At 73.8% G+C, this 15,484-nt stretch carries 13 protein-coding genes; 1 reads left to right on the forward strand and 12 read right to left on the reverse strand.

The annotated features are described in order from the left end of the window. Positions 1-177 precede the first annotated feature (177 nt). Positions 178-1,476 (forward strand): ricin-type beta-trefoil lectin domain protein, encoded by a 1,299-nt coding sequence (locus tag ACFV18_RS13615; protein WP_380482642.1) that lies wholly within the window; start codon positions 178-180, stop codon positions 1,474-1,476. Between the two features lie 58 nt (positions 1,477-1,534). Here the strand turns inward: ACFV18_RS13615 and ACFV18_RS13620 are convergent, their stop codons facing one another. From ACFV18_RS13620 to ACFV18_RS13675, 12 genes are all read right to left on the reverse strand, one after another. Further along, positions 1,535-2,302 (reverse strand): hypothetical protein, encoded by a 768-nt coding sequence (locus tag ACFV18_RS13620; protein WP_380482645.1) that lies wholly within the window; start codon positions 2,300-2,302, stop codon positions 1,535-1,537. After that, positions 2,299-2,736, reverse strand: a complete 438-nt coding sequence (locus ACFV18_RS13625; RefSeq protein ID WP_380482647.1) for a hypothetical protein — start codon at positions 2,734-2,736, stop codon at positions 2,299-2,301. The genes ACFV18_RS13620 and ACFV18_RS13625 overlap by 4 nt, the downstream gene beginning before the upstream one ends. 117 nt (positions 2,737-2,853) lie before the next feature. After that, positions 2,854-4,320, reverse strand: coding sequence for an MFS transporter (locus tag ACFV18_RS13630; RefSeq protein WP_380482650.1), 1,467 nt, complete (start codon positions 4,318-4,320; stop codon positions 2,854-2,856). 122 nt (positions 4,321-4,442) lie between these two features. After that, the gene (locus ACFV18_RS13635) at positions 4,443-5,045 is read right to left on the reverse strand and encodes an endonuclease (RefSeq protein WP_380482652.1); all 603 of its coding nucleotides are present in this window, start codon (positions 5,043-5,045) and stop codon (positions 4,443-4,445) included. Continuing rightward, positions 5,042-5,905, reverse strand: a complete 864-nt coding sequence (locus tag ACFV18_RS13640; protein ID WP_380482655.1) for a Rieske 2Fe-2S domain-containing protein — start codon at positions 5,903-5,905, stop codon at positions 5,042-5,044. Before ACFV18_RS13640 ends, ACFV18_RS13635 begins: the two co-directional genes overlap by 4 nt. A gap of 75 nt (positions 5,906-5,980) precedes the next feature. Further along, entirely contained in the window at positions 5,981-6,439 is a 459-nt protein-coding gene (locus ACFV18_RS13645) for an SRPBCC family protein (RefSeq protein WP_380482657.1), read from the reverse strand. A 27-nt stretch (positions 6,440-6,466) separates the two neighbouring features. After that, entirely contained in the window at positions 6,467-6,637 is a 171-nt protein-coding gene (locus tag ACFV18_RS13650; protein ID WP_380482658.1) for a hydrophobic protein, read from the reverse strand. 73 nt (positions 6,638-6,710) lie between these two features. After that, positions 6,711-8,987, reverse strand: a complete 2,277-nt coding sequence (locus ACFV18_RS13655; protein WP_380482659.1) for a SpoIIE family protein phosphatase — start codon at positions 8,985-8,987, stop codon at positions 6,711-6,713. Between the two features lie 4 nt (positions 8,988-8,991). Continuing rightward, positions 8,992-12,846, reverse strand: coding sequence for a HAMP domain-containing protein (locus ACFV18_RS13660; protein ID WP_380482784.1), 3,855 nt, complete (start codon positions 12,844-12,846; stop codon positions 8,992-8,994). 175 nt (positions 12,847-13,021) lie between these two features. Beyond that, the gene (locus ACFV18_RS13665; protein ID WP_380482661.1) at positions 13,022-13,525 is read right to left on the reverse strand and encodes an ATP-binding protein; all 504 of its coding nucleotides are present in this window, start codon (positions 13,523-13,525) and stop codon (positions 13,022-13,024) included. A 23-nt stretch (positions 13,526-13,548) separates the two neighbouring features. After that, on the reverse strand, positions 13,549-14,061 hold the full coding sequence (locus ACFV18_RS13670; RefSeq protein WP_380482663.1) for an STAS domain-containing protein: 513 nt from the start codon (positions 14,059-14,061) through the stop codon (positions 13,549-13,551). An 81-nt stretch (positions 14,062-14,142) separates the two neighbouring features. Further along, entirely contained in the window at positions 14,143-15,012 is an 870-nt protein-coding gene (locus tag ACFV18_RS13675) for a SigB/SigF/SigG family RNA polymerase sigma factor (protein ID WP_380482665.1), read from the reverse strand. Between the last annotated feature and the right edge of the window lie 472 nt (positions 15,013-15,484).

Here is a 15,484-nt window from a genome sequence, read left to right on the forward strand (position 1 = left end):
CCGTGCCCACAACCCGCGCCGCTCACACCCCGCGATCACTTGTGCACCCTCGGTGACCGGAGTTGACCGCGCGGAGGTCGCCTCCTTGACATTGCCATGGCGAGGAGGCGTTCGTACCATCAGGCCTAGCGGCGGCGGTTCGCCGTCAACGAGCGCTAGCAGGAAGCGGGTTCGTCCATGACTGCTGCACCGCCCACCCGCCGTCGGCCCTTCGGCGGCCTCGCCCTCCTCCTGGCCGCCGCGCTGTTCGGCGCCACCCCGGCCGCCACCCCGGCCTCCGCACAGCCGAACACCGCACCACAGGCCGCCGCACCACAGGCCGCCGCGCAGCAGGTTGCCGCGCAGAGTTGGGGCGACGACTTCGACGGCCCGGCCGGCGCGGCGGTCGATCCCGCCAAGTGGACGGTGGAGACCGGCGGTTCGGGCAACGGCAACCACGAGCTCCAGTACTACACGGCGGGTGCGGCGAACGCCGCGCTGGACGGCCAGGGGCATCTGGTGATCACGGCGCGGCGCAACTCCGATGCGGGGCTGGCCTGTTGGTACGGCACCTGCCAGTACACCTCGGCCCGGCTGAACACGGCCCGCAGCTTCGCCCAGGCGTACGGGCACTTCGAGTCCCGGATCAAGATCCCGCGCGGGCAGGGCATCTGGCCGGCGTTCTGGATGCTCGGCAACGACATCGGCACGGTGAACTGGCCGAACAGCGGCGAGATCGACGTGATGGAGAACATCGGCCGCGAGCCGGGCACCGTGCACGGCACCATCCACGGGCCGGGCTACTCCGGCGCGGGTGGCATCGGCGCGCCGTACTCGCTGCCGGCGGGGCAGTCCTTCGCGGACGACTTCCACGTCTTCGCCGTGGACTGGAGCCCGTCCGCCGTGACCTGGTCGGTGGACGGCCACGCCTACCAGACCCGCACCCCGGCCGATCTGGGCGGCAACCGCTGGGTGTTCGACCACCCGTTCTTCGTGATCCTCAACCTGGCCGTCGGCGGCGACTGGCCGGGCAGCCCGGACGGGTCGTCGGCCTTCCCGCAGACCATGGTGGTCGACTACGTCCACGCCACCGCCTCGAACACCGTCCCGCTGCCGTACACCGGCCGGATCACCGGCCCGGGCGGCATGTGCGTGGACGTGGCGGGGGCCTCCAGCGCCGACCGCACGCCGATCCAACTGCACAACTGCACCGGCAACGCGGCCCAGCAGTGGACGGTCGGCACCGACGGCACCGTCCGCGCCCTCGGCAAGTGCCTGGACGTGGACGCCGCCTCGCACAACGACGGCGCGGCCATCCAGCTGTACACCTGCAACGGCACCGGTGCCCAGCAGTGGTCGTACGGCGCCGGGCGCGCCTTCGTGAACACCGGCTCCGGCAAGTGCCTGGACTCCCCGAACGGCTCCTCCGCCGACGGCACCCGGCTCCAGCTGTGGACCTGCAACGGCACGCCCGCCCAGCAGTGGACGCTCGGTTGACGCGCCGCCGGCCGGCGGCCTGCCCAGCACCGTCGGCCGCCGGCGCTGCCCGGCGACCTCAGCCGGTGACGGTGCCCAGCGGGCTGACCTCGATGGTGATCCGGCCGGTGTGCGACGGCTCGGTGTCGTCGAACGCCACCTCGGTGATCCTCGCGGCCACCAGCGTCCGGCGGTCGGTCACCACGCAGATGGTGGCGTCCTGTTGCATGCCGGACCGTTCGAGCGTGGAGCGGTTGCTGTTGGAGATCTGGAATGTCGTCAGGGAGCCGCTGTTCGCCGCCCGCAGGCAGGAGTCCGGGGTGGCCTGCTCGCCGGGCTTGAGCACCCCGGCGGTCCGGCCGCTGCCGGGCGCGAGGTCGAACTCCGCCCAGGAGGCGTTGGTCGTCCACAGGTCGGACTGGGCCTTCGCGCCGGCGTCGCGCAGCCGCCACTCCTCGTCGGTCATCCGCTTCGAGCGGCCGGACGGCAGGTCCAGGTCGATCATCTGCAGCTCGCCGAGCGCGGACCGCTGCAGCACGATCCGCTCCGCCCCGGCCCCCGGGGCGACGGGGGTCAGGCCCGGACCGGACGCCACACCGGTGCCCTGCGCCGTCACCTCGGGGGCCGGGCCCGACGCCGCGGGGCGGTCCTCGTGGCGGTTGGCCAGGTACAGCCCGAACACCAGGCCGCCCACGGCCAGCACCGCGACCGCCGCCAGCGCGGCCCGGCCGCGCCCCGAGTCGTGGTGGTGCACGGTGCTGGAGTTGTGCACGGTCTGGTTCTGGCCGGCCTGGTACGCGTTGCCGTCGGTGACCTGCGCGTCGAAGGTCTTCTCGGGACGGGTCACTGGTGGAAGACCTGGTCGCGTCCGGCCTGGTAGACGTTGCCGCCGGTGACGGTGGCGTGGAAGACCGTGGTGCCGCCGGCCGCGGGGCGCTGCTCGGGCGGCAGGGCGGGGGTGAGTTCCTCGTCGAGGACGCGGCGGATCTCGGCGGCGAGGGCGGGGTTGTCGCCGATCAGGCGGCGGAAGCGGCTCTCCCAGTCGCCCGCGAGGGAGGCCAGCGTCTCGTCCTCGGTGCCGGCCGCGCGGGCCCGCAGCAGGTCCTCGCGGGTGTCGTCGAGTTCCTGCGAGATCGACTCGGCCCGTTCGGGGCGCAGCCGTCGCCACGCCCCGGTGACGGCGCTCTTGGCGCCCTCCCAGGCGTCGGTGGCCAGCAGGCCGACCACGGTGGTGGCCGCCTGTCCGGCGAGCATGGCCACGGTGAGCTGGTCCGGTTCCATCTGCACTCCCCCGTCCGTCGGAAGTGCACATGATAGCGACGATCTTCCCGCGCTCTCACCGGGGTTGACGTGCCGTCACGGCCCGGGGCCGGACCTGGCTGAGCGGGGCGGCTGCCGTCACGGATCGGACCGGACCTGGCTGAGCGGGGCGGCCAGCGATTCCAGGCTGCGGCGTTCGGCCTTGACGCCGATCAGCGCCTCGACCAGGCCCGCCAGCGTCATCAGGGCGGCGCCGATGCAGAACGCCAGTGTGGCGTCGCCGACCTGGCCGCTGGAGACCAGGCCGTTGAACAGCAGCGGGCCGGAGATGCCGCCCGCGGCGGTGCCGACGGCGTAGAAGAACGCGATGCACAGCGCCCGGGTCTCCAGCGGGAAGATCTCGCTGACGGTGAGGTAGGCGGCGCTGGCCCCGGCGGAGGCGAGGAACAGCACGGCCGTCCAGCAGGCGGTCATGGTGGTGGCGTCCAGCGAGCCGCGCTGGAACAGCCAGGCGGTGCCGAACAGCAGGACGCCGGAGCCGATGTAGCTGCCGGCGATCATCGGTTTGCGGCCGACGGAGTCGAAGAGGTGGCCGAGCAGCAGCGGGCCGAGGAAGTTGCCGACGGCGATCACCGCGAAGTAGTAGCCGGTGTCGCCGGTGGGGACGTCGAAGAAGGTGGTGAGGATGGCGGCGTACCCGAAGGTGACGGAGTTGTAGAGGAAGGACTGGCCGATGAACAGCGCCAGGCCGAGGACGGTGCGGCGCGGGTAGTGCGAGACCAGGGTGCGGGTGATGGTGCCGAAGCCGATCGGGCCGCGTTCGCGGATCCGGATCGATGGTTCGTCCACCGGCGGCAGGGGCTTGCCGGTCTCCCGTTCGACGGTCTTCTCGGCGGCGGTGACGATCTCCTCGGCCTCCCGGCGGCGGCCGTGGGTGAACAGCCAGCGCGGGCTCTCCGGGACGTGCCGGCGCACCAGCAGGATGACCAGGCCGAGCACCACGCCGATGCCGAAGGCGAGCCGCCAGCCGATGTCGGTGGCGAACAGCGCGGTGTTGAGCAGCGCGATCGAGGCGAACGCGCCGATCGCCGCGCCGATCCAGAAGCTGCCGTTGACGATCAGGTCGATCCGGCCGCGGACCCGGGCGGGGATCAGTTCGTCGATGGCGGAGTTGATCGCCGCGTACTCGCCGCCGATGCCGAAGCCGGTGAAGAACCGGCACAGGAAGAAGAACCAGGCGGTCCAGGAGAGTGCGGTGACGGCGGTCGCGGCGAGGTACACCGCGAGGGTGAGCATGAACAGTTTCTTGCGGCCGCGCCGGTCGGTGAGCCACCCGAAGAACAGCGCGCCGCAGCAGGCACCGGCCACGTACAGCGCGGCGGCGGTGGTGGTGACCTGGGCGGTGCTGATGGTGATGCCGCTGCCGGGTTCGGCGAGCCGGGCGGCCAGGTTGCCGACGATGGTGACTTCCAGGCCGTCCAGGATCCAGACGGTGCCGAGGCCGATCAGGATCCGCCAGTGCCAGGGCGACCACGGCAGCCGGTCGAGTCTGCCGGGGACGTCGGTCTCCACGGCCACGGCGGACTGGCGTTGCGGTGCGGACATCTCGGCCTCCGTCGAGCTGTCCCCCCGCGCCCGGCCGGTCCGGACGCGCCGTCAGCGCGTCTGCCCAGCATGCCCCCTGCGGCACACCTGGCCGACCCCCGACCGCCGATCGGCTCAACGCCTCAGCGGCTCAGCGTGGAGCGGACCAGTGCGGTGGAGAGCCGGGCCAGCTCGCGGGCGGGGACCAACTCGGCGAGCCCGTCCGGGGTTTCGGGCAGGCCGAGGCGGGCGGCGGCGGTCAGGGCGCGGCGGTCGAAGAACGGGCGCAGTTCGGGCCAGACCGACTGTGCTTCGCGGCGGAAGATGTCCGCACCGACGGGGCCGATCCGGGGCACCTCGCGCAGCAGCCGTCCGATCGCGGCCGGGTCGCGGCCGGCCTCCTCGCGCAGCCGCCGCAGGTCGCCGCGCCAGCGTTCGCGGACGAGGTCGGCGCCTTCGCCGAGCGCGGTGGCGGTGCTCTCGTCGTAGCGGACGTAGTGGGCGCGGCCGAGCGCGTCCACCCGCTGCTGCCAGCTGGAGTCGGTCATCGCGCGCGGGGTGCGCAGCCCGTCGGCGAACAGTTCGCGGGCGGCGTCGGCCGCGGTGTCGGCGCGGATCCGGATCGCGCACAGCTGGGTGAGGACCAGCAGTTGGTACAGCGGCGCGGGGGTGTCGCGCAGCCGGATGCCGGCCTGTTCGGCGTAGGTGCGGCCGTGCCGGTCGAGCAGGTCCTGGACGGCGGTCACAGCGGTGGCCGGGCTTCCAGCCGGTCCGCCAGCACCCGGGTCTCGAAGCGCGGCTGCGGGGCGGTGGCGGGGCCCTGCACGGGGTGGCCGTCGCTGAGCCGGAACCGGGAGTGGTGCACCGGGCACTGCACGCAGCCGTCGATCAGTTCGCCCCCGGCGAGCGATCCGGCCATGTGGGTGCAGCGGTCGGCGAGGACCGTCCAGGTGTCGTCGGAGCCGTGCACGACGACCACGGCGACCTCGCCGAGGTGGCGGCGCACCGGGACGTCGGCGGGGAAGTCGGCGGTGGCGCCGAGCGGGTGCCAGTCGGGTGGCGCGAGCCGGAGTTCGGCCTCGGCGTGGGCGGCGCCGGCGGCCTGCCGGTACGCCAGGTGCCCGCCGAGGGCGGCGGCGAGTCCGACGGCGGTGGTGCCGCTCAGTCCGAGCACCCGGCCGCGCGCGGCGTGGCCGTGGCAGCGGGCGCGCAGCGAGCTCGCGTGCAGCAGGGCGCCGGTGACGGCGCTCACGGCGTGCACCAGCCCGGTGCGGCGCTGGGCGGGCGGCAGCCGGGACCAGTCCACCCAGCCGGACCAGATGACGGGCGGCAGGCTGACCAGCCCCGCGGCGGTCAGTGTGCGGACGGCCCGGTCGTCGCCGCCGGTGAGGTCGAGCAGCCCGGCGGCCAGCCAGCAGCCGATCGGGGTCTCGACGAGCGCCGGGTGCAGTGGGTGACCGAGCGGGACGCCGTGCAGCACGTCGCGGACCCGGCCGAGCGGCAGGGCCTGGATGAAGTCGGCGAGGCGCTCCGCGACCGGGTCGAGGAACGTCCAGCGTGAGGGGACGTCCAGCCAGTCGGCGGGGCCTGAGTGCAGATTTTCCATGCCGGGGCGGCTGTCCACTCCCCGGAAAGCCAAACACCGCCCCCGGCGGGGGGCGGTGAGGGAACGGCGGTGCGGTCAGCTGGGGCGGATGCGGCCGCGCCAGCCGCCCGATTCGAGGCCGCGTTCCTCGATGAAGGACTTGAACCGTTCCAGGTCGCCGCGGACCCGCCGGTCGATCATCCCTATCGTGTCGGCGGCGTGTTCGGCCATCCCCTGCGGGTCGTAGTCCATCGCGAGGCGCACCTCGCAGCGGTCGTCGTCGAGCCGGGCGAAGCTGACCACGCCCTTCTGCTGGACGTCGCCGCCGGTGGTCCGCCAGGCGATCCGCTGGTCGGGCAGCTGGTCGACGATCTCGGTGTCGAACTCGCGGCTGACCCCGGAGATCTTGGTGTGCCAGTGGTTGTGACGCTCGTCGATCTGGGTGACCCGTTCGACGCCGTCCATGAAGCGGGGGAAGTCCTCGAACTGCGTCCACTGGTTGTAGGCGGTGTGCAGCGGGACGTCCACCTCGACGGTCTCCTGGACCATGCTCATGCGTTCTCTCCTCCGTCTCTCGTCACGTCACCACCGGTACCAGCGGGAGCGTCGTCCACCGCTCTCGGCGCTGCGGGCGAAGAAACCGATCAGCCACAGCACCAGCACGGCGAGGGCGATCCACCACAGCACCTTCACGGCGAAGCCGGCTCCGAACAGGACGACGATCAGCAGCAGCACCAGCAGCATCGCGAGCATCGCGGTCGTACCTCCTCGGTCGGGGGCCGGGCCCGGTTCGGGCCTGCTGTGCGTCTGACCGTTTCGGTGCGGATCAAACCGTTCTGCCCGCTTCGCCGTTCACTGCGTCGAGGACTTCGACGGCGATCAGGCAGGTGTCGTCGTCGGTGTCGGCCACGCTCAGTTCCAGTGCCCGGTCGAGCAGGGCGTCGAGGTCGGCGGCGGGTTCGGCGAGCACCTGGGCGAGGTGGGCGAGCGGTTCCTCGACGGACTGGTCGCGTCGTTCGATCAGGCCGTCGGTGTACAGGACCAGGACGTCGCCGGGGCGCAGGGTGAGGCTGGCCTCCTGGTACTCGGGGTGGTCGGCGGCGCCGAGCAGGATGCCGTGCGGCATGGGCAGCGGGCGGGCGGCGCCGTCGCGCAGCAGCAGCGGCGGCAGGTGGCCGGCCCGGGCCCAGTGCAGGGTGCGGGTGTCGGGGTGGTAGCGGGCGCAGACGGCGGTGGCGGTGGCGTCGGTGAGGTCGGCGGCGGCCTCGTTGAGCCAGCCGAGCAGCCGACCGGGCCCGGCTCCGGTGTGGGCGAGGCCGCGCAGCGCGTTGCGCAGGGCGACCATGCCGGTGGCGGCCTCGACGCCGTGTCCGGCCATGTCGCCGACCACCAGCAGTGCGGTGCGGTCGGGCAGCAGGGTGGTGTCGTACCAGTCGCCGCCGACCCGGTCCTGCTGCGAGGAGGGGCGGTAGCGGACGGCGGCGCGCAGTCCGGCGGCCGCGAGCGGCGGCGGGGCGGGCGGCAAGATGGCCTGTTGCAGGCGCAGCGCGAGGCGGTGGTTGTCGGCGGCTTCCTGCCGGGTGTCGGCGAGGCGTTCGGTGGTGGCGGCGAGCGCGGTCTCGGTCCAGTGCTGGGCGGAGACGTCCTGGTAGGCGCCGCGGACGGCGGCGGTGTGCCCGTGCACGTCGGGGACGGGTTCGGCGACCAGGCGCACGTAGTGGGTGTAGCTGCTGAGGTGCCGCATCCGGAACACCGCGGAGTCGGCGCGGCCGTGCCGGACGGCGGAGTTGACGACCCGGCGGACGGTCTGTTCGTCGTCGGGGTGGACGTGCGCGGCGAGGGCGGCGAGCGGGACGGGGGCGGTACCGGCGGGCAGGCCGAGCAGGTCGGCGGTGCGCGGCGTCCAGTGGATCTCGCCGGTGCGCAGGTCCTCCTCGAACCCGGCGAGGTGGCTGAGGCGTTGGGCGGCGCGCAGCAGGTGGTCGGTGCGGTCGGTGCCGGCGGCGGGCTGCCAGCTGAGCAGCAGGCGGTTGCCGTGCCGGGCGGCGGCGAGTTCGAGCAGGACGGGGGCGGGGCTCTGGCCGGCCAGGAAGGTCAGGGCGAGGCTGTCGTGGTGCAGGGGGCGGCCGGTGGCGTGCACGTCGAGCAGCAGGTCGAGCAGGCCGTCGGCGCAGGCCAGCGGGTAGGTCTCGGTGAGGGTGCGGCCTTCGAGGCGGTGCGGGGGCCGGTCGGCGAGGTCGGTGAAGGCGGCGTTGACCCGGGCGAGGCGGAAGTCGGCGGGGGTGCCGTGGGTGGGTTCGGGGTCGAGCAGCACGGCGGGGGCGAGGGCGGCGTCGAGGGCGGAGGTGTCGGTGGGTGCGGGGTCGAGCGGCACGGCGTCGGTGAGGGCGAGCGCGCACACCTCGGCGGTCGCCTGCAGGCGGCGGCGTTCGGCGGTGGTGGGGTCGCCGGGGCGCTGCGGCCAGGCGAGTTCGAGGACGGCGGCGGGGCCGTCGGCGCGGTGCACGGGCACGGCGAGGCGGTAGGGGGCGCGGGCGGCGCCGAGGGTGGCGGTGACGGGGCCTTCGGGGCCCTGGGGGCTGCGGCGTCGCAGGGCGCGCCCGGCGGGGGTGTCGAGGCCGGGCGGGACGTGTTGCCAGTTCGCGCGTTCGGTGTCGCTGAAGCCGGGTGCGGCGGCGGGGTGCAGGACGCCGCCGGGGCGGGCGGTCCACAGCACGGCGGCGGTGGCGGCGACCATGGCGGCGGCCTGGGTGAGGGCGGCCTCGACGGTGGGTTCGGGCCGTCCGGGCAGCCGGCTGGGCGGGCCGGTGGCGGCGGGCGTGGCGTCGCCGTCGGCGGGGCCGGGCAGTGTGGTGAGGATGTCGGCGGCGAGTTCCTGCGGGGTGAGGCGGGCCCGTTCGGCGAGGGTGAGCAGTTGGCTGCCGGCTTCGGCGGGTCCGCAGCCGAGGCGTTCGGCGAGGACGCCGGTGGCGAGGGCGGTGAGCGGGCGGGCGGCGAGGGCGGCGCGCAGGTCCTCGGTCTCGTCCTGGGCCTGGCGCAGCCGCAGGGCGAGCAGGTGGCGCGGGTCGGTCCCCCGGCGGGTGGGCTCGCGGGGTTTCGACACGGTGTCAGTTCTCCAACCAGTGCAGGACGGTGGCGATCAGGTGGTTGGCGTCCACGGGTTTGGTGAGGTGGTCGTCGGCGCCGGCGGCGAGGCTGCGGGCGCGGTCGTCGGGCAGGGCCTTGGCGGTGACGGCGATGATCGGGACGGTGGCGTGTTCGGCGCTCTCGCGGATCGCGGCGGTGGCGGCGTAGCCGTCGAGTTCGGGCATCATCAGGTCCATCAGCACCAGGTCCACCTCCGGGTGGGCACGCAGCAGGGCGAGTCCGGTGCGGCCGTTGGCGGCGTGCAGGGCGGTGGCGCCCTCGAGTTCGAGGGCGGTGCTGAGGGCGTACACGTTGCGCGAGTCGTCGTCGACGACCAGGACGGTGCGGCCGGCGAGCCGGCCTTCGGGGGCGGGTGCGGGGGCGGCGGGTTCGGCGCCGGGCGGGCCGGCGGCCTTGCCGATGCGTTCGCGCAGTTCGTCCAGCCCGGTGGTGATCTCCAGGTGCTCGCCGTCGGGCAGCGGGGTGTCGGGGCGGGTGGTGTGGCCGATCACGGGGACGGGGTGGGGGCGGCGTTCGAGCGCGGCGAGCAGCTTGCGGGCGCCGTCGTCGGGCAGGGCGAGGTCGAGCACGAGCAGGCGGTGCGGGGCGCGGTCGAGGGCGGCGAGGGCGCGGTCGGGGTCGGCGGCGCTGTCCACGGCGGTGGCGGGCGCGCGGTCGGCCACGGCGCTGCGGGCGAGCATGGTGAGCAGCGCGGGCGGGTCGGGTTCGACCACCAGGATGCGGCGCTCGGCGGGGGCGGCGGGTTCGGGGGCGAGTGGGGCGGGCAGCAGCAGGGTGAAGCAACTGCCTTCGCCGGGAACGGATTCGGCGCTCACCGCGCCGCCGAGCAGCCGGGCGAGTTCGCGGCTGATGGACAACCCCAGGCCGGTGCCGCCGTACCTGCGGCTGGTGGTGCCGTCGGCCTGCTGGAAGGCGCCGAAGATGGATTCCAGGTGGTCGGCGCCGATGCCGATCCCGGAGTCCTGGACCCGGAACGCGAGCGCGCCCGACTCGCCCTGCCCGGCGGGCAGCCCGGCCGGTGCTTCGCCCGGCCGGGCGGGTTCCACGGTGAGTTCGACGAAGCCGCGGTCGGTGAACTTGACGGCGTTGGCCAGCAGGTTGCGCAGGATCTGCCGCAACCGGGCCTGGTCGGTGCGCAGTTCGGCAGGCGCGCCGGGGGCGGCGGTGATCCGGAAGTCGAGGTTCTTCTCGGCGGCCAGCGGGCGGAAGGCGGTGTCGACGTAGTCGAGCAGTTCGCGCAGCGGGAACTGCTCGACGGTGACGTCGAGTTTGCCGGCCTCGACCTTCGACAGGTCGAGGATGTCGTTGATCAGCTGGAGCAGGTCGGAGCCGGCCGAGCGGATCACTTCCGCGTACTCGACCTGCTTGCCCGTCAGGTTGCCCTCGGAGTTCTGGGCGAGCAGCTGGGCGAGGATCAGCAGGCTGTTGAGCGGGGTGCGCAGTTCGTGGCTCATGTTGGCCAGGAACTCCGACTTGTACATCGACGCGGACGTCAACTGGCGGGCGCGGTCCTCCAGTTCGCGGCGGGCCTGTTCGATCTGGAGGTTCTTCGCCTCGATGTCGCGGTTCTGCGCGGCCAGCAGTTCGGCCTTCTCGCCGAGTTCCGCGTTGGAGCGCCGCAGCTCCTCCTGGCCGTCGACCAACTGCTCGGACCGGGCCCGGAGTTCTGCGGTCAGCCGCTGCGACTCCTGGAGCAGTTCGTCGGTCCGGGCGTTGGCCAGCAGGGTGGCCAGGGTGGTGCCGATGTCCTGGGCGAGGCGTTCCAGGAAGTCCCGGTGCAGGTCGGTGAAGTGGTGCAGGGTGGCGACCTCGACCACGCCGAGCAGCCGGTCCTCCATGGTGATCGGCTGGATCAGCAGTTCGCGGGGCGTGGCGGAGCCCAGCGCGGAGCCGATCTCCGCGTAGCCGGGCGGCAGGTCGGTGAGGACGATCGGGCGGCGGCTGCGCCCGGCCTGGCCGATCAGCGACTCACCGAGACCGAACCGGCGCGGGCGGTCGCCCGCCCGGTGCCCGTAGCCCGCGGCGCGCACCAGCACCGGCTGTTCCGTACCGTGCGGGGCTCGGCCGTCCTGGGCTCGGCCGTCCTGGGCTCGTCCGTCCTCGGCTCGTCCGTCCTGGGCTCCGCCGTCCTCCGCGAGGTAGTCGGCGGCCAGGTAGCAGGTGCCGTACTGGGCGTCCAGCAGCGGGCAGAGTTCGTCCATCAGCAGTTCGGCGACGGCGGCGGGCTCGCGGCGGCCCTGGACCAGGCCGGTGAGCCGGGCCAGATGGGTCTTCAGCCAGTCCTGTTCGCGGTTGGCCCGGGTGGTCTCGCGCAGCGACTCGACCATCACGTTGACGTTGTCCTTCAGGTCGGCGACCTCGCCGGACGCCTCGACGGTGATCGACCGGGTCAGGTCGCCGGCCGTGACCGCGCCGGTCACCTCGCCGATCGCCCGCACCTGCCGGGTCAGGTTCCCGGCCAGTTCATTGACGTTCTCGGTGAGCCGCTTCCAGGTGCCGGAGACGCCCTCCACCTCGGCCTGCCCGCCGAGCCGGCCCTCGGTACCGACCTCGCGGGCCACCCGGGTGACCTCGGCGGCGAACGAACTGAGCTGCTCCACCATGGTGTTGACGGTGTTCTTGAGCTCCAGGATCTCGCCCCGGGCGTCCACGTCGATCTTGCGGGTCAGGTCGCCTCGGGCGACCGCCGTGGTCACCTGCGCGATGTTGCGGACCTGGCTGGTCAGGTTGTGCGCCATGAAGTTGACGCTGTCGGTGAGGTCCTTCCAGGTGCCCGCGACGTTCGGCACCCGGGCCTGGCCGCCGAGGATGCCGTCGGTCCCGACCTCCCGCGCCACCCGGGTGACCTCCGCCGCGAACGCCGACAGGGTGCCCACCATCGCGTTCAGCGTGTCCACCAGTTCGGCGACCTCACCCTCCGCCTCGACGGTGACCCGGCGCGACAGGTCGCCGCGCGCCACCGCCGTCGCGACCTGCGCGATCGACCGGACCTGCCCCGTCAGGTTGGACGCCATCACGTTGACGTTGTCGGTCAGGTCGCGCCACGTCCCGGACACGCCCCGGACGTCGGCCTGCCCGCCGAGGATGCCCTCGGTGCCGACCTCGCGGGCCACCCGGGTCACCTCGCCGGCGAACGAACTCAGCTGCTCCACCATGGTGTTGACGGTGCTCTTCAGTTCCAGGATCTCGCCCCGGGCCACCACGTCGGTCTTCCGGGTCAGGTCGCCCCGGGCCACCGCCGTCGCCACCTGGGCGATCGAACGGACCTGCGCGGTGAGGTTGCCCGCCATGAAGTTCACGCTGTCCGTCAGATCGCGCCAGGTGCCGGAGACCCCACGGACGTCGGCCTGGCCGCCGAGCATCCCTTCCGTGCCGACCTCGCGGGCCACCCTGGTCACCTCGGCGGCGAACGAACTGAGCTGCTCCACCATGGTGTTGACGGTGTTCTTGAGCTCCAGGATCTCGCCCCGGGCGTCCACCGCGATGGTGCGGGTCAGGTCGCCTCGGGCGACCGCCGTGGTCACCTGCGCGATGTTGCGGACCTGCGCGGTGAGGTTGCCGGCCATCGCGTTCACCGAGTCCGCGAGCTCCCGCCACGCGCCCACCGCCTGCGGCACCTCGGCCTGCCCGCCGAGCATCCCCTCGGTACCCACCTCGCGGGCCACCCGGGTCACCTCGGCGTTCAGCCGGGCCAGCCGCTCCGCCATGTCGTTGTAGACCCCGGAGATCTCGCCCAGCACGCCGGGCGCGTCCGGCAGCCGCAGCGACAGATCGCCGTCCCGGACGGCGGTCAGCCCGGCCAGCAGGCGGCGCAGCGCGGCGCTGTCGTGGTCCGGCTGCTTGCGGTACGCGGGCTCGGGCGGGAGCTCGGGCTGGGGCGGCGGCTCCGGCGGGAACTCGGGCGGCGGCTCCGGCGGGGGCTCGGGCGGGGGCGAGTCCGGCGGGTGCGGGTCGGGTGCGCTGTCCACGTGGCCACCACCTCGTCTCCGGTCAGCGGGGCCGGAGCCGGCGGGCGGGGCCGGGTCCCGGCTGTTCACTGTGGCACCCCTCCACTGTGGCACCGTTCCGGTCCGGGGTCCGCCGGGGGCGGAGCGTCTCCAGCCACACGCGTTTGCCGCCGCCGGGAACGGGTTCGCTGCCCCATGCCGCGGCCAGCCGGTCCACCACCCGCAGCCCGTGACCGCCCGGCCGGGCGGGGATGTACGGGGCGCGCAGCACCGGCATCCGGTCGTCGCTGTCGCGCACCGCGACCCGCAACAGCGGTCCGCACCTGGTCAGCTCCAGTTCGTAGGGGCCGGCCGCGTGCTGGCAGGCGTTGGTGACGAGTTCGCTGGTCATCAGCAGCACGTCGTCGGCCGCCGCCCGCCCGTCGGCGTCGGGCGCGGGCAGCCAGCCCCACGCCCGCAGGGCGAGGCAAGTGAACTCGCGGCTGCGCGCCACGGCCCCGGGCGCGGATTCCAGCGGCAGGCTGCGGCGCTCGGTGCGACCCTCCACGGGCTCCTGCACGGGCCGGCCCGTCATCGCTGCTCGCCCGTCCCTTCCGCACCGCCCGAGGCTCCACCGCCCGAGGCTCCACCGTCCGAGGCCACACCGCCCGACGGCAGACCGCCCGACGGCAGACCGTCCGGGGCCACGCCGTCCGGAAGCGCACCCTCCGGCCGCACGGCCGCGTCGTCGCCGAGCGCGTCCTCGACGGTCGCACGGACGGCCAGCACCTGGTCCGCGCCGGTGATCTCCAGCATCCGGAGCACCACCCGGCCGGGGGCGGCCAGCAACAGCGGGAGGCCGACCTGTTCGGCGGCGGCGTGTGCGCGCAGCAGCAGGTTGAGGCCGGTGGAGTCGCAGAAGTCGAGGCCACCGCAGTCCACCACCAGCCGCCCGGGCGGATTGGCGACGGCCCGCTCCAGGGCTTCGCGGAGCGGGCCGACGCTGTCGTGGTCGAGTTCGCCCTCGGGGCGCACCACCAGTGCGCCTGGGGGACGTTGCAGCGCGACGGTCAGGGGGGCACCGACGGCGGGTTGCGGGTCCACGGTACGAACACCTCCTGCCGAGCGGTGCGGCTCTCCACCCGTAGGTGGCTCGGTCCGCGCGGCTACCCGGCCTGGCGAGGCTCAATCACTCGCGGTGTCCGTACCGGGTTCCGTCTCGCCCTCGATCTGTTCGCGCAGCCCGGTCAGGGTGGCGGCGAGGATCCGCGAGACGTGCATCTGCGAGACGCCGATCTCGTGGGCGATCTCGCTCTGGGTGAGTCCGCCCCAGAAGCGCAGCAGCAGCACGGTGCGCTCCCGTTCGGGCAGCCGGCTGAGGAACGGCTTTGCCGCGACGCGCAGTTCGGCGAGTTCGAGTCCCGGGTCGCAGGAGCCGAGCCGGTTGATCAGCGCGCTGCCGGTGTCCTCGGATTCGTCGTCGCGCAGCGAGTCCAGGGAGTCGCAGCGGCACAGCCGTCCGGCGTCCAGCCCTTCGGCCGCCTCGGCCTCGGTGAGGTGCAGTTCCTCGGCGAGTTCGGCGGTGTCGGGCAGCCGGCCGAGGTCCTGTTCGAGCCGGTCGGAGGCGCGGGCGGCGGCCAGGTAGCGTTCCTGGACGCTGCGCGGGACCCGCAGCGGCCACGAGGTGTCGCGGAAGAACCGCTTGATCTCGCCGGAGACGGTCGGGATCGCGTAGGTGACGAACTCGACGCCGCGATCCGGGTCGAACCCGTCGACCGCCTTGATCAGGCCGATCGTGCCGACCTGCAGGATGTCGTCGAGTTCCTCGGGGCGGTGCCGGAACCGGGCGGCGACGAACCGCACCAGCGGCATGTTGAGTTCGATCACGGTGCCGCGCACGTAGCTGGACTTCGGGTCCTCGGGCGGCAGTTCGGCCAGCCGCCGGAACAGCGCGTCGCTGAGCCCGCGGGCTTCGAACTTGCCCATGGCACGCATCTCGCGCCGCGTCGGCCGGTACATCGGGTCGATGTCGAGCACCTGGTCGGTGCCCTGCATCGGGTCAATGTCGCGGCCGGTCGTGGCGCGAGGGTGGTCGGTGTCGTGGCCAGTCGTAACGCTGTCGCGGCCAGTCGTGGCGCGCGGGTGGTCGGTGTCCGGTCGAGTGTCGGCACGGCGCGCCGACGGGTGGCGTGGGGTCATGGTGGTCACTGGGAGTCATCTCCCGGGGACGGCGTGGGCCCGCTGCGTCGCCCCGGGCGGGCGGTCCGCCGGGCGTCGGACGGGGGCGTCGGACGGTCGGCGGCCGCGCGGGGCGGCGGAGAGGCGGGCGGAGAACCGTGGTACCCGGCTTCTTCAGGTGACGGCTCCCGGCACGCGGCTCGCATGCCGTGGCTGGCGACCTTGCGGGTCGGCCGCACCGGGCGCGCGCTCGGTGCGACGCCCCACTCGTACCCGATCGGCCGCGTTTGAATCGGATTCGCCCCGATTGATCCGGGTATGCGTCGGCGTGACCCCCCGGCAACGGAAG

Source organism: Kitasatospora sp. NPDC059673 (assembly GCF_042734215.1).
In the GTDB taxonomy this organism is placed as follows: domain Bacteria; phylum Actinomycetota; class Actinomycetes; order Streptomycetales; family Streptomycetaceae; genus Kitasatospora.

Coding starts and splice junctions, on each gene's coding strand:
- ACFV18_RS13615 (WP_380482642.1), top strand. CDS start 178: ATGACTGCTGCACCGCCCACCCGCCGTCGGCCCTTCGGCGGCCTCGCC.
- ACFV18_RS13625 (WP_380482647.1), bottom strand. CDS start 2,736: ATGGAACCGGACCAGCTCACCGTGGCCATGCTCGCCGGACAGGCGGCC.
- ACFV18_RS13630 (WP_380482650.1), bottom strand. CDS start 4,320: ATGTCCGCACCGCAACGCCAGTCCGCCGTGGCCGTGGAGACCGACGTC.
- ACFV18_RS13640 (WP_380482655.1), bottom strand. CDS start 5,905: ATGGAAAATCTGCACTCAGGCCCCGCCGACTGGCTGGACGTCCCCTCA.
- ACFV18_RS13645 (WP_380482657.1), bottom strand. CDS start 6,439: ATGAGCATGGTCCAGGAGACCGTCGAGGTGGACGTCCCGCTGCACACC.
- ACFV18_RS13650 (WP_380482658.1), bottom strand. CDS start 6,637: ATGCTCGCGATGCTGCTGGTGCTGCTGCTGATCGTCGTCCTGTTCGGA.
- ACFV18_RS13675 (WP_380482665.1), bottom strand. CDS start 15,012: ATGCAGGGCACCGACCAGGTGCTCGACATCGACCCGATGTACCGGCCG.